13 protein-coding genes are annotated in these 13,838 nt (G+C 41.7%); 7 read left to right on the forward strand and 6 right to left on the reverse strand.

The features are described from left to right. Window positions 1–134: 134 nt before the first annotated feature. The 4 genes from btuD to yefM are packed head-to-tail and all read right to left on the reverse strand — an operon-like array spanning window position 135 to window position 2,420. On the reverse strand, window positions 135–893 hold the full coding sequence (gene btuD, locus AACL30_RS04765; protein WP_339057889.1) for a vitamin B12 ABC transporter ATP-binding protein BtuD: 759 nt from the start codon (window positions 891–893) through the stop codon (window positions 135–137). Continuing rightward, window positions 890–1,894, reverse strand: coding sequence for a vitamin B12 ABC transporter permease BtuC (gene btuC, locus AACL30_RS04770; protein WP_339057890.1), 1,005 nt, complete (start codon window positions 1,892–1,894; stop codon window positions 890–892). The genes btuD and btuC overlap by 4 nt, the downstream gene beginning before the upstream one ends. 20 nt (window positions 1,895–1,914) lie before the next feature. After that, complete coding sequence (locus AACL30_RS04775; protein ID WP_339057891.1) at window positions 1,915–2,172, reverse strand: Txe/YoeB family addiction module toxin; 258 nt, start codon at window positions 2,170–2,172, stop codon at window positions 1,915–1,917. Beyond that, window positions 2,169–2,420 carry a YoeB-YefM toxin-antitoxin system antitoxin YefM gene (gene yefM, locus AACL30_RS04780; protein ID WP_339058391.1) on the reverse strand — a complete coding sequence of 84 codons (252 nt, stop codon included), beginning with the start codon at window positions 2,418–2,420 and terminating at the stop codon, window positions 2,169–2,171. The genes AACL30_RS04775 and yefM overlap by 4 nt, the downstream gene beginning before the upstream one ends. Before the next feature lie 235 nt (window positions 2,421–2,655). On the opposite strand from yefM, the gene AACL30_RS04785 reads away from it, so the two are divergent. The 3 genes from AACL30_RS04785 to AACL30_RS04795 all read left to right on the forward strand — a co-directional run bounded on the left by AACL30_RS04785 (window position 2,656) and on the right by AACL30_RS04795 (window position 5,601). Continuing rightward, entirely contained in the window at window positions 2,656–3,048 is a 393-nt protein-coding gene (locus tag AACL30_RS04785) for a hypothetical protein (protein ID WP_339057892.1), read from the forward strand. 276 nt (window positions 3,049–3,324) lie between these two features. Next, window positions 3,325–4,164, forward strand: a complete 840-nt coding sequence (locus AACL30_RS04790) for a hypothetical protein (RefSeq protein ID WP_339057893.1) — start codon at window positions 3,325–3,327, stop codon at window positions 4,162–4,164. A 300-nt stretch (window positions 4,165–4,464) separates the two neighbouring features. Continuing rightward, window positions 4,465–5,601 carry a hypothetical protein gene (locus AACL30_RS04795; protein WP_339057894.1) on the forward strand — a complete coding sequence of 379 codons (1,137 nt, stop codon included), beginning with the start codon at window positions 4,465–4,467 and terminating at the stop codon, window positions 5,599–5,601. Window positions 5,602–5,732: 131 nt separating this feature from the next. Here the strand turns inward: AACL30_RS04795 and AACL30_RS04800 are convergent, their stop codons facing one another. Both AACL30_RS04800 and yebS read right to left on the reverse strand, forming a co-directional pair. Beyond that, a complete protein-coding gene (locus tag AACL30_RS04800) occupies window positions 5,733–8,084 on the reverse strand; it encodes a PqiB family protein (RefSeq protein WP_339057895.1) in 2,352 nt (783 codons plus the stop codon). Then, window positions 8,053–9,312: a membrane integrity lipid transport subunit YebS gene (gene yebS / locus AACL30_RS04805; RefSeq protein ID WP_339057896.1), complete on the reverse strand. Its 1,260-nt coding sequence runs from the start codon at window positions 9,310–9,312 to the stop codon at window positions 8,053–8,055. The genes AACL30_RS04800 and yebS overlap by 32 nt, the downstream gene beginning before the upstream one ends. A 362-nt stretch (window positions 9,313–9,674) precedes the next feature. On the opposite strand from yebS, the gene proQ reads away from it, so the two are divergent. The 4 genes from proQ (at window position 9,675) to AACL30_RS04825 (ending at window position 13,838) form a co-directional block, all read left to right on the forward strand. Then, window positions 9,675–10,313: an RNA chaperone ProQ gene (gene proQ / locus AACL30_RS04810; RefSeq protein WP_339057897.1), complete on the forward strand. Its 639-nt coding sequence runs from the start codon at window positions 9,675–9,677 to the stop codon at window positions 10,311–10,313. Between the two features lie 18 nt (window positions 10,314–10,331). Further along, window positions 10,332–12,380 carry a carboxy terminal-processing peptidase gene (gene prc / locus AACL30_RS04815; RefSeq protein WP_339057898.1) on the forward strand — a complete coding sequence of 683 codons (2,049 nt, stop codon included), beginning with the start codon at window positions 10,332–10,334 and terminating at the stop codon, window positions 12,378–12,380. A gap of 275 nt (window positions 12,381–12,655) precedes the next feature. Then, window positions 12,656–13,543 carry a protease HtpX gene (gene htpX, locus AACL30_RS04820; protein ID WP_339057899.1) on the forward strand — a complete coding sequence of 296 codons (888 nt, stop codon included), beginning with the start codon at window positions 12,656–12,658 and terminating at the stop codon, window positions 13,541–13,543. A gap of 61 nt (window positions 13,544–13,604) precedes the next feature. Beyond that, entirely contained in the window at window positions 13,605–13,838 is a 234-nt protein-coding gene (locus AACL30_RS04825) for a hypothetical protein (protein WP_339057900.1), read from the forward strand.

The raw sequence follows: 13,838 nt of genomic DNA on the forward strand, positions 1-13,838 counted from the left end.
AATCTTCTTTAGCGACGCTCAATTGATGAAAAAAACGAGCGAAAGGAGCGGTTGTTTTTTTATACAAAAGGAAGTAAATGAGCATTTTGAGCGCGTTTTTGGCGAAGTATCAGCGAGCACAAAAGATTTCGACATTATTTTATAATGAGCCAATCACGCTGATTAACAGATTGCAGTTGAAAATCGATGTTAAATACCTTAGCCAGTATTTCAGCTTGCATCACTTCCCGGGCAGCCCCCTGAGCGATGAGCTTTCCTTGCGCCAATAACCAAACCTGATTGGCCTGCTGTAAGCTATGATTTAAATCATGACTACTGATGATCAGGCTGCGTCCTGCCTGACAAAATTCCTGTATTAAGCGATCAAGCGCAACCTTTTGCGCCACATCTAAACTATTCGTCGGCTCGTCGAGCAGCAACAGTTTGCTATCCTCATTCACCGTCGGCCACAGCTGCAAAAAAATCGCCGCCAGCCGAACCCGTTGCCACTCGCCGCCTGACAACTGAGTTAACGGATGTGAAAGTTTGTCCACTAGACTCAATTGTTGACACAAATAATCTACTGCGTTTGCCACAACAGTTGCATCAGCCTCTCTTGGCTGATGCAAAGCAAGATATTGAAACACCGGCATCAGACTGATCACCGATTGCTGCTGAGGAAGATAAGCGCGATAGCGCGCTAATTGATGGGGTTGGTAAGCAGCTAAAGATCGACCTGCCAGTAACACCTGCCCTTCACCGGGCAACAGGCCAGCAACGCGCGCCAATAGCGTACTTTTTCCTGCCCCATTCGCCCCGATCAGATGAATTTGCTGCCCTGATTCAATATCCGCTGAAAAAGGCAGCAGACGAGGAAGCACACTAACTTCATGCAATTGCATCAGTAATTTCATGTTGTTTGCCTACGCATCAACAACCCAATAAACACTGGCGCCCCCAACGTCGCCGTCACCACACCAATAGGGATCTCCGCCGAAGACAAAACCATACGCGCCACCACATCGGCCAGCAATAACACCGTGCTGCCCGCCAGCGCGCAACCCAGTAATAAGCGACGTTGATCGGTTAATCCACTCAAACGTAAAAGATGCGGGATAACAAAACCAATAAAACCGATCACCCCTGCCAAGGCAACACTGATCCCCACTAACCAACCGATAGCCAATATCAATAAATTGCGCCACAACCGGTAAGCGAGACCTAATTGCCGTGCCTGCTGCTCGCCAAGCGCAATAAAATTAACCCGCTCCCCTTGGCAACACAACCATCCGATGATCGGCAACAATGCCAATACCCACCCTTGTTGCCGCCAGTCGATACCGCCAAATCCGCCCATCATCCAATACATCAGCTGACGTAAATCCAGACTGCTGCTGCAATACACCGCCCAAGTCATGATGGCGCTACAAATAATGCCCAACGCCAATCCCACCAGCAATAAATGCGCATTGCTGAGCAATTCACGTTGCGCAAAAATCAGTAATAACAAGGTCATGCCCCCCGCGCCGCCAATCGCGCTAAGGCCGAGTACTCCCTGCGGCAATAATCCCTCACTGAGCAACAGGGTTAACATCGAAGCGACAGCCGCGCCATTCGCCACCCCTAATAGCCCTGGCTCTGCTAATGGATTATTAAATAACGCCTGCATCACCGCCCCTGACACCGCCAGACTGGCTCCCACCATGATCACCGCTAACGCGCGAGGCAATCTAAGCTGCCAGACAAATAAACGCCCTGCTTCACTCAGCCATTGGTGTGGCCAAATCCATGCTTCGCCGGCACATAGACTGAGTAAAAAAACCAACAAGCCGGCAAAAAATAATCCAGCCAGATAATGTTGATCATGGCGTCGTTGGCGTTGCTGTAATAAAAAAAAACGCTCACCCGTCTGCATTTTATTATCCAGAATTCAGGTTAATCATAGTGATAACGACAAGACACAATCAAAATATTATCATCGTTCATCTCATAAACGAGACGATGCTCCTCTGTCATTCTCCGTGACCAACATCCCGATAGATTATGTTTCAATGGCTCTGGCTTCCCTTTTCCTTTAAACGGTGTTCTTTGTATTTCTTTAATTAATTCGTTTATCCGTTTGAGTATTTTCTTGTCGGTCTGTTGCCAGTAGAGATAGTCTTCCCATGAGTGGCTGGAAAAAGTGATCTTCATACATCAAGATCCCGGATAATGCCTTTTCCGGAGCGAAGCTCTTCTATTGAGTGCATAAGACGCTTAGCGTTTGCCGGAGAGCGCAATAAATAGGCCGTTTCTTCTAAAGATTCGTATTCTTCCAACGACATCAAAACACAGGATTTACCTTTCTGACGAGTAATCAGAATGGGCACTTGATCTTCAACAACTTTAACCATGGTGGCAGAAAGATTCTGTCTTGCTTCGCTATAGCTTATTGTTCTCATCATCAATTCCTCATCAAATAGTACAAATAATTGTACAATAATTTAACGTGGGATCCTAAACATTAACAGCATAGATGCTCATTTTTCTCGAGCGGCTAATAAGGCCATGATCGGTAAAATAACGCCATTTTGTTAAATTAAATCATGCCACCTCGGTTAAATGAGCGTTTTTTATATTGTTAATATGCGCTAACAGGTATTGTCTGCGGCGTTAAATAATAAAGGGGTAATAATCATGACAACAATAGAACAAACATCGCGGCTAAAACAATTTACAACAGCTTTGAAAGTTTTCGCAAGTACAGCAAAAGGAAAAATAGTAAGTGTATTTCAACATTTAATTGGGGTGCGCCAATCAAGTATGGCAGTGATACATCACAATCCAAAACCAGCTAGTTTTGAGATGATAAGAAGATTAGAAGCGAATATAGAAGCATGCAGACGTAGTATAAAAGAATCTGAAACAAAAAAAATAGAGATTCCTCTTAAAAATTCATTTAAAGAAACTAAGTCAAAAGAATTAATGAGATGCGACAGGAATATAAAAATAAAAACAAAACGCATAGAAACCTTGCAAAATCAGATAAGAATTTCGCAAGCTCTTGTTAGAAATTCTAAAGCGGCATAAATAGCGACATAAGTAAAATACCATACTGCTATTTTTTTATTGCCACTCAATCACTCCTTCAAAAAATCAGAATAAAGACAATCCCACTCTGCCAATTTTTTGGTTCGGTCATTAAACCCTATGCTGAATTTCAATCGCCTCTACGAAATAGGTAAAGTAAAGTCATTTTTTTAAATTAATGTATTTTTCCTTCAATGAAAGAGCGTTTTTTTATATTTTTATAATCTTATTCGCTGTAATTTACACATAACGTAAAAAAATAAAGAGGTAATTATTATGACAAATGTACAAGCATCACCTATAACGCTAGCTGCAAAAATATTTTTTTATGGCGTAGATACGATTAAAGGAGCATGTAGTACAGCATACAGTGCAGCATATGAATTGATAACTTGTCTCATGCGGGTTAGCTCATCGGAGCTAGAAATTGCGCACCAAAACGTATCCGCACCAGACCAAAAAAGAACTCAAGATAAAACGAGTGAGATTACAAACTCTCTGAAGTCAGTGTCAGTCGACGAGCCATTCCAAGTAACAGGTAAAACAGAGACTAAAGATACAATCACAAGTAATATTACAGCCCATGTGAATAACAAAGAATCCGTCATTGTAGAAAAATCTAATCCAGATGAGCGTGATTTTAAAACCCTTCTGAATTCAATACCAGCACCAATCTCTGAAATTGAAAAAAGGATAGCGGAATGTCAGGAAATAGAAAAACTTGATGAAATGGACAACGCATTATTAAACAAGTATTTGTATGCACCACTGGGAAATACAGGAATGCGGCTACATTTAACAATATGGAGGGAAAGCATTGAAAGAAAAAAACAACACTTGCAATCCCAAGCAGCAGATAAAGAAGCAACTCAAAGTATAACCATAAATGTTATTGCAGCCTTTCTGGGGCTACCGCCAGACTGTAGCACTAAAGAAATGATAGAGGGATTTGGGGAAGGAATCGACAAATTATTAGCTATACATAAAGTATTGGATGGCTCTAATAAAGATAGGAATGATATACCCACATTTATAGTCATCATTGAAAAAAAGATAGAAGAATTGAAATTAAAATTGGAGCAAGAAGAATTCGTCTTGTTAAAAAACCTGATTTAACGGATAATTGGGTGTCTTGAATATAAATGAGACCATCAAAGCGTGACAATAAAAAAAACCATACCGCATTCAATCATCAATCGGTATGGTCTTTTTTTGCTCATTAATCAAAACACCCGCTTAAAAGATAAATGAGCGTTTTTTGATATTTCTAATGGCAAAGACCATGTAAGATTTTATCCCATAAATTAAAAGTAATTAAAGAATAGTAATACAATATCACTCAAATAATAAAAGCTCAGTAATATTGCCATCACTATATTCTAATTTTTTATTAAAAATACAAAAGAGTATATAATTATGCCAACTCCTCTAGATAACAGGTTAGCAGCGCTAAAAATTGGTTTCATACCATTCTCCGATAGAAAAAATAATAAACCTTTTACAAAAGTACAGGTTCGTAACTCTCCATTGCCAAAATTATTTGATAGGAAACTGATATCTAATGAGAAACCGATATCTGATAATGTATTTACAATAAGAGCACAGGCACAAGCAAGATTTAAGATTAAACAAGAAATACGTAGTGAGATTGTTAATAATAAACAGCTTATTGAGAAATACAAAGAACAACTAGGTGATTTTTTAACATATTTTTCATCTCAAAAATTAACTAATGTAGAGAGAAACGTTATTAATGACAATGTAACTCAAGCATATCAGGCTGTTGATTCTATGATTGACTCCCTAAAAAAGGCTAAATATTGCTTAGATTCAGGAGATATTAAACAAGCTCAAAAGTATTTAGTTAATGCTAATGCATATAAAGAAAGATATGGAAAATGTGCTGACAAAACATTAACCATTTTTGAGAACAAAAATAAAATTGAACAAGAAATACGTAGTGAGATTGTTAAGAATGAACAGTTTATTGAGAAACGCAACCAACAGCTAAATAATTTTTCAGAATTTCTTTTATCTCAAACGTTAACTGAGACAGAAAGAAAACTAGTTGACTATAATTTACAGCAAGCAAGAAATTGTATTAATGCATTGAATAATGATCTACAACATACCAGCCAATATTTAGATTCAGGAAATCTTGAAAAAGCTCAACAACATTTAGCGACTATGAATGTCTCTAATATGAATGCTCCTAAAGTAAAACTTAGAACCTATTTTAAAAATTTATTAAATCTTTTAGAGGAAAAAGAAACATATAATAAGATTTATGGGTATGATGAACTGATTAAGACATACAAAAAAGAAATAAGTGATTTTTCAACATATCTTTTATCTCAAAAGTTAACTGAGGTAGAAAGAAACGCTATTAATGAGGATGTAATTCAAGCATCTCAGGCTTATGATTCCATGCTTCATGATCTAATCGCTGCTGGCCAATCTTTACGTGCAGGAGATACTAAACAAGTCCAACAATATTTCGCTAAAATGGATGCCTCTTCAGAAAAATTTAGAACATATATGGCAATGGATTAAAGGTTTTAAACGCCTAAGTAATTTATTAATGAACGTAAAGAAAAAATAAGTAGCCCCGACAAAAAGCGACCATACCGCATTCTATAATGAATCGGCATGGTCTTTTTTTTGCCCATCAGTCAAAGCCCCGCTCAAAAAAGCGAGATCGGGGTGATCCACTTTTTCCACTCTTTTGGCGCCTCATTACTGAGCAAAAACTGTTGATAAGATTTTGCCGCCGGCGCTAAATTACCTGGGGGCGGGGTGGCAAAAGCGATACCGCCGCGGATAAATTGCCCCAGGGTACCGCTTTTCACCACACCACTAAACAGCCCTACTTCTAAGTTATAACCCGAAGCTAACCAAAAAACGCTATTTTGCCTTATTAACTGTTGATACGGCCTGTCGACATGCAAGTGCACTTCCACCTTATCCGCCCGCACACCTAATTTAAGCTCACTGACTCTACCCACTTCTAATCCACGAAATAACAACGGCGTACCCACTTGTAATGCCCCCGCTTCTGCTGTGATAAGCACGATGGGTAAACCCGCCAACTCAGGATCCCCCACCGCTGCACGGGCGCTGGATTCCGAAACATAAAGCCGGCGCTTCAGGTTGCGGTCTTTTTTTATCTTCGCCAGATTGTCAAAGCTGATCGCACCCTTTAATACTCGATTGAGGGGCGAGGCTTGAATACTGACGCCACTCATGTCTAATTGCACTTTGCTACTGCTTTCCGCCCAAAAAATGCTGTTGTCGGTCAATAAGTGGCGATATTGCGGCTTGATATACAGATCTACCGCGAATTGATCGATTTTGGGTCTGATATTGACAATCTCGCCCACCTGGAATTGACGATACAGCACCACCGAGCCGGTTTGCACGTCTGGCAAGCGCGTGGCAATTAAACTTAAGGTGGTTACAGTATCCCCCAGAACACCTTCTTGGGCTTTCGACTGATTGCTGTAGAGGGGATAACGATTCAGCGGCTTGCCGCTGCCGCCGGGCAATAATACTATCCCGCCATCGATCCACTCTTGTGCACTCGCGCCCTCAATATCAATTCCACTAAAACCCAATTTGACATTAATACGACTATTGACAGCAAACTTGCTGTCTCGGTGCACAAAATGACGGTATTTCGCTTCAATGGCGGCGGTAAATATCACCACTGGACTATCTCGCTCATGACCCAGCGTACGACTCAGTATTTGGCCAATTTTAATGCCATTGAGCATAATAGGCTGGCCGACATCAATACCGTAACTTTGCGGCGCGCTCAATTGTAATGACAAGACATTGGGCTGTTGTAACAAACTACTGCTGCTATCAAGCACGGTAAAATGTTTTTTTGGCGCCCCCTCGCCCGGAAACAGCTCTAAGGTATTGCCGGTCAGCAGTTCGCTTAATTTCACGTCATTCAGACTCACGCGCGGGCTTTTCATTTCAATACGACTGCCGGTACGCATTAAATCAATCACCGAAGGATCGATAGCCAATTCACCACGCACTTTTTTGTCAGCTTGCAGTATTAATTTCGTCAGTATTCCTACTTGTAATCCTTGGTAGATTAAGGGCGTGCGCCCTTCTTGCAAATTATTACCATTAGGCAAATCTAAGGTAATAGAAACCCCGCGTTGGCTATGAGCCAAATCCGCATACAATGGGAAGGTTTGATCCATGGTGGCATGAGGGCTATCGGCAGGAGAATCAAAAGCAATCGCGCCATTCACTAACGCACTGATGTTTTCCATTTGTATCGAAACACCATTAAGACTGAACGCGCCTTTAAAGCCAGATACATTCCAGAAACGGCTGTCATCTTTAACCAGGGTAATAAAACGACGGTCGATCAGGACATCAATAATCACCCCTCGATGGGCTTGACCGCTGTTTTTTTGCAAACCACTTTCCGCCGCAAGACGATAATCATAAACCTTGCCTACCGGAATTTTACGATAATAAACCAGTGAGCCGATATTGAGCGAACCGAGATCATTGGCTTGCAGATGGATCATCAATTCACCGGTGTTTTGATGAAATTTGGGTTGCGTATCGAGGGCGATAAAATGCGTTTGCGGTTTACCGTTACCCGGCATCATGCCAATATAATTCCCGCCTACCAACGCATCTAGCCCAGAGACACCGGCCAAAGACGCTTTCGGTGTCACCAGCCAGAATTGCGTGCCGCTCAGTAGCTGGTCTTTCAACTCATTTTTGATATTCGCTTTAACTTCAATCTTGCTGAGGTTGTCCGTTAAATTGACCGACTGCACCCCTCCCACATCTACCCCTTGGTAACGAATAGGCGTACGACCGGCGACAATCCCAGCGGCAGATTGAAAATCAATAGTAATTTCTACCCCACGCTGTTGCCAATTGTTATAAACCAAACTGCCAGCAATCAACAAAGCAATAAAAGGCAGCAACCAAAAAGGAGAAATTCGGTATTTATGCTTAATTTGCGCTTCAATCGGTGTAGTCGGTGTTTCCTGTGGCATGTTCATCCCAAATCAATCGGCTGTCTAACCATTCAACAGCAAGAATAGTCAAAATGACTGCTGCTCCAAAATAAAAAGCGGCAGGACCCATGGTAAACACAATAATCTGATCTCGATTAATCAGTGACATCATTAATGCAATAACAAATAAATCTAACATTGACCAACGACCAATCCAGGTGATGATGCGTAACAAACGTATCCTGGTTTTCAAGCTGTGCTGTGTCTTTAGATGAATGCTAAGCAATAACGTCAGCAAGATAATAATCTTACTTAAGGGAACCAGCACGCTGGCGATAAAAACAATCGCCGCAATCGAAAAATGGCCTGCCGAGGCCAATGAAACCACGCCAGAAAAAAGGGTATCTTCTATCCGCATCCCGTTGGCATAAACAACTGACATAGGCAATAGATTAGCAGGTAATAACAATAGCATCGCGGCGATCAACGCCGCCCAGGTTTTTTGTAAGCAGTGGTGACAACGGCGCTGCAAATGCAGATGGCAGCGTGTGCAACACTGGCGCTGATCAGGATAGCCACTGTAATGGCAATGATGACACACCAATAGCTTCTGCATCATTTCGTAGCATCCGAGTGAAAATGATGGCTGAGGATAAAATCGTTGCCATAATTGCTCAACATTCAAATGTATTAAAATTAATAACGTCAATAATGTTAAAAATAAATAGGCTATCAGACCCACTCCCGCGCTAATCTCGGCATATTCGTTTACTTTTATACAGGTGACGATGATACCGATAAGATAAATATCCAGCATGACCCATTCTTTTAACTGCTCCAGCATTAATAAGACTGGACGTAAATTTAACCCCATGCGGCTACCGAGGGTTAAATAAAGCAGAGAAAAACTGAGGATCAAAGGCGCACCTACCGTACAAAAAGCAACCATACTTGCGGTGAAGGGATCACCCTGACGAGATATCTGCCAAATACCGCTAAACAAACTGGCATCAATCCAAGTACCGAGCAAGCGAATACTGATTAATGGCGAGCAAAAAGCAAAGGGCATTAACACCAGCATAGCGATCACGATCACCATCAGGCGATTCAGTGACCAATCCTGCCCCATGGCTATTTTTGCTCGGCAGCGAGGGCAATAAGCACGTTGTTTTTTATGTAGAATAGGCAAATTAAACAGCAGATCACACTGGATACAGCGCTGAATACATCCATTCGATAAAACATGATCATGATGAAGGGGCGACATTTTCATACACCTTTGAGCGGGTAGGTTTCATAATTTATCTTATTTAAGCTTAATCGAAATCTTTTTTAGCGATGCTCAATTGAAAAAAATAAGCGAAAAAGCGCAGGATATAAATGAGCATTTTGAGCGTGTTTTTGCGAAGTAGTGTAACATCAGGTGGTAATTGTTAATCATGCCATTATAATGACGACTGTGACGCCGATATACCCTTCGCCTTTCAAGTTACGGCTTTGTTGTCTGCGGGTGCTCGCCGAATCACGTAGTATGTCTACGCTCATCGGTCGGTTGCCCTGACCGCCTTGCCGTAACTCGAAATTCTTTGGGTATACTGATTGGCAAACTCGTTGTAATCAGGAAATTTCATGGAAAATCAACCTAAGTTGAACAACAACAAAGAAATTATAGCTTTTTTAGCCGAACGCTTTCCGCAATGTTTCACCACAAAAGGTAAAGCGTTCCCATTAAAAATCGGTATTTTTCAAGACTTAGTCGCACGAATTGAAGAGCTCAATGACGTAAGTAAAACAAAATTACGCGCCGCGTTACGACGTTATACTTCAAGTTGGCGCTACCTTTACGAAATAAAAATAGGCATTGAACGTGTTGATCTAAACGGTAATCCCTGTGGAAAATTAGAACAACAACACGTTGAATATGCCAAAAAACAACTAGAAGAAGCCAAAGCGCATCTACAGCTAAAAAAAGCAGAACAACAAATAAAAAAACCTAAACCAACAGCACCGAATGCTAAAATTCCCACGCAGCAACAACCCAAGCATTCACCACCGCCAGATTCAGCGCATCAAATAGTAAAGCCGATCCCTGTATCTTCTACACCTTCAATAACGATGCCTGAACTAAAAATTGGTCAAACAATTAAAGTCAAAGCGGGGGGAAAAGCAATGAATGGAACGATATTAGAATTTGTTAAGAATGGCATACGAGTACAACTATCTTCTGGTCTGGCGATGATTGTACGCGCTGAGCATTTGCAGTTCTGATACAAGGCGAATTTAAGCATGAATAAATTAGTCAAGCTCACCGTCGTTGCTTGCTTGTTTTTAACGACGGGCAGCTGGGGTACGCAGGATAAAATCGACCGTATTGATCAATTACCACAGTTGAATCAGGAGCCTCAGCACGAAACCGTCAGTAAACGTATTACTTCACGCTTCCTTCACTCCCATTATCGTCAATTTGATCTAGACGATGCATTCTCTAATCAAATTTTTGATCGCTATCTCAATATGCTCGATTACAGTCACAATATCTTACTAGCATCTGATATAGCGCATTTCGCCGCTAAAAAATCACAGATAGGAAACGAATTAAAATCGGGTCAATTAGACACTCCCTACGCATTATTTAATCTCGCCCAAAAACGACGTTTTGAACGCTACCAATATGCGCTCTCTCTACTCAACAAACCGATGGTTTTTACCACTGACGATAGCATTAATCTTGATCGTGCTAAAGCTCCCTGGCCAAATAGCGAAGCTGAATTAAATAAACTTTGGGATACTAAAGTTAAATTTGAACAGCTCAATCTTAAACTGAGTGGTAAAACAGACCAAGAAATTAAAGACACACTGACCAAACGTTATCGTTCAGTATTAAAACGCATTGCACAAAGTAATAGTGAAGATGTTTTCCAGCTCATTGCCAATGCATTCGCCCGCGAGATTGATCCGCATACCAGTTACCTCTCGCCGCGAAATACTGAGCAATTTAATACCGAGATGAGCCTGTCTTTGGAAGGTATTGGAGCAGTACTACAAGTGAATGAGGATGATTACACCTTAATCCATTCCATCGTTCCAGGAGGGCCGGCGGCAAAAAGCAAATCGATTATCGTTGGAGATCGTATCGTGGGTATTGCTCAGGAAAATAACCCCATGGTTGATGTGGTTGGCTGGCGTTTGGACGATGTGGTGGCGTTGATAAAAGGCCCCAAGGGCACTAAAGTGCGTTTAGATATTTTACCCGCAGCTAAAGGCAGCAAACATAAAACCGTCACCTTGATTAGAGAACGCATTCGCTTAGAAGATCGCGCAGTAAAAATGTCAATAAAAACGGTCGATAAAAAGCAGGTCGCAGTATTTGATATTCCTGGTTTTTATGTTGGATTAACTGAAGATGTAAAAACCCATTTACAAAAATTAGCCACAAAAAATATCCAGAGTATTGTTATTGATCTACGCGGTAATGGCGGTGGTGCTCTGAATGAAGCGGTGTCGCTTTCCGGATTGTTTATCCCCAGTGGCCCTGTTGTTCAGATACGTGATAATAACGGCAAAATACGTGAAGACAGTGATACCAATGACCGTATTGACTATACAGGCCCATTGGTGGTCTTGATAGACCGTTACAGCGCTTCTGCTTCAGAGATTTTTGCTGCCGCGTTGCAAGATTATCAGCGGGCGGTGATCGTAGGTGAACCTACCTTTGGCAAGGGAACAGTGCAACAATATCGTTCACTCAATCGTATGTATGACCCACTATTGCGGCCAGAATGGCCGATACTGGGGTCAGTGCAATATACCATCCAAAAATTTTATCGAGTGAATGGGGGCAGCACCCAGCGTAAAGGCGTCAGACCGGATATTGTTATGCCAACGGTCAGCGATTCGGAAGAAACGGGTGAGAATCTTGAAGATAATGCGCTACCCTGGGACAGTATTCAAGCAGCAACTTATGCCAAAATGGATAATTTACACCCCTTAATCGTGGATCTAAACAGGGAACATGTAGCACGGATAGCGGTTGATGCTGAATTCCAAAATATTAAACAAGACATTGTTCGCTATAATGCATTAAAAGATAAAAAGAACATCGTTTCACTTAACTATGCTCAACGTGTCAAAGAAAATAACAATGATGATGCAATTAGTTTAACGCGCCTCAATGAACGTTTTAAACGGCAAGGTAAGAAACCATTAAAATCATTGACCGATTTACCCAAAGACTATCAAGCACCGGATCCTTATTTGGATGAAAGTGTTCGTATTGCGCTTGATTTGGCTTATTTCAGCAACACGAAAGTTAACAATAACGAGATTAAAAATTAAAAACACAGCATTAGATATCATTAAGCCGCAATAACACTTGAAAATTTTCCAAATGGCCATAGGATAAGTGCAATGATTAAATATGTACCCTTCGCCTTTGAAGCCGCCGCGTTGTTGGCTGCGGGTGTTCGCCGAATCACGTAGTATGTCTACGCTCATCGATCGCCCTGGCAGCCGAAGGCAACTTCAAAGGCGAAGGGTACACTGGCTAAGTTAATACTTGCAAACTTAATATTTTCAAACAACAGTAGCCAAAAAACAGGGAATAAATTTTTATGATGCGTATAGCGCTTTTTCTGCTTACCAACCTAGCGGTAATGCTTGTTTTCGGATTAGTACTCAGCTTAACAGGAATCAAATCAAGTAGTATGTCAGGTCTGATGATTATGGCGGCGCTATTTGGTTTTGGTGGTTCCATTGTCTCTTTGCTACTCTCTAAGTGGATGGCATTACGTTCAGTCGGAGGCGAAGTCATAGAACAACCGCGTAACGAAACTGAACGCTGGTTACTCGATATCGTTCAGCAACAATCAAAGCAAGCGGGCATTGCGATGCCTCAAGTCGCTGTTTACCCCGCCCCGGATATCAATGCTTTTGCTACCGGAGCACGCCGAAATGCTTCCTTAGTGGCGGTCAGTAGTGGGTTATTAGAAAACATGAGTCGTGATGAAGCAGAAGCGGTTATTGCTCATGAAATCAGCCACATTGCTAATGGTGATATGGTAACCATGACGCTGATCCAGGGCATTGTAAACACCTTCGTGATTTTTATCTCACGCATCATTGCTCAAGCTGCTAGTAGTTTTCTTTCTGGTGATAGAGAAGAAGGAAGCGAGGAAAATAATTCAGGTAATCCCATCGTCTATTTTGTCATCTCTATGGTATTAGAGTTAGTCTTCGGTATTCTTGCTAGTATGATTACGATGTGGTTTTCACGTCATCGTGAGTTTCATGCGGATGCCGGTTCAGCCAAATTGGTCGGGCGTGAAAAAATGATTGCCGCTCTACAACGATTAAAAACCAGCCATGAACCGGAAGAAGCCAGTAGTATGATGGCATTTTGCATCAATGGTAAATCGCAATCTTTCAGCGAATTTTTCATGTCGCATCCACCACTGGATAAACGTATAGAGGCACTGCGTTCAGGTCAATATCTAAACTAGTCAAGACTTCTTTCATAACCTACTATAAGCTACTGCGTGATGTAAATTTCTGCGTTACGCGGTGCTCGCAATCCTCATTATACCCTTCGCCTTTGAAGTTGCCTTCGGCGGCCAGGGCGCGAGACCGATGAGCGTAGATAGACTACGTGATTCGGCGAACACCCGCAGCCAACAACGCTGCGACTTCAAAGGCGGAGGGTATATTCGCATGAGCACTACGGTTGCTCTGCGCCGGTGTGCCATGTTGCCTTCACACCACTGCGACGGTTCTGCAAGAAATCTATTGTATGCTTAA

The organism is Candidatus Regiella endosymbiont of Tuberolachnus salignus (genome assembly GCF_964020115.1).
Classification (GTDB): Bacteria; Pseudomonadota; Gammaproteobacteria; order Enterobacterales; family Enterobacteriaceae; genus Regiella; species Regiella insecticola.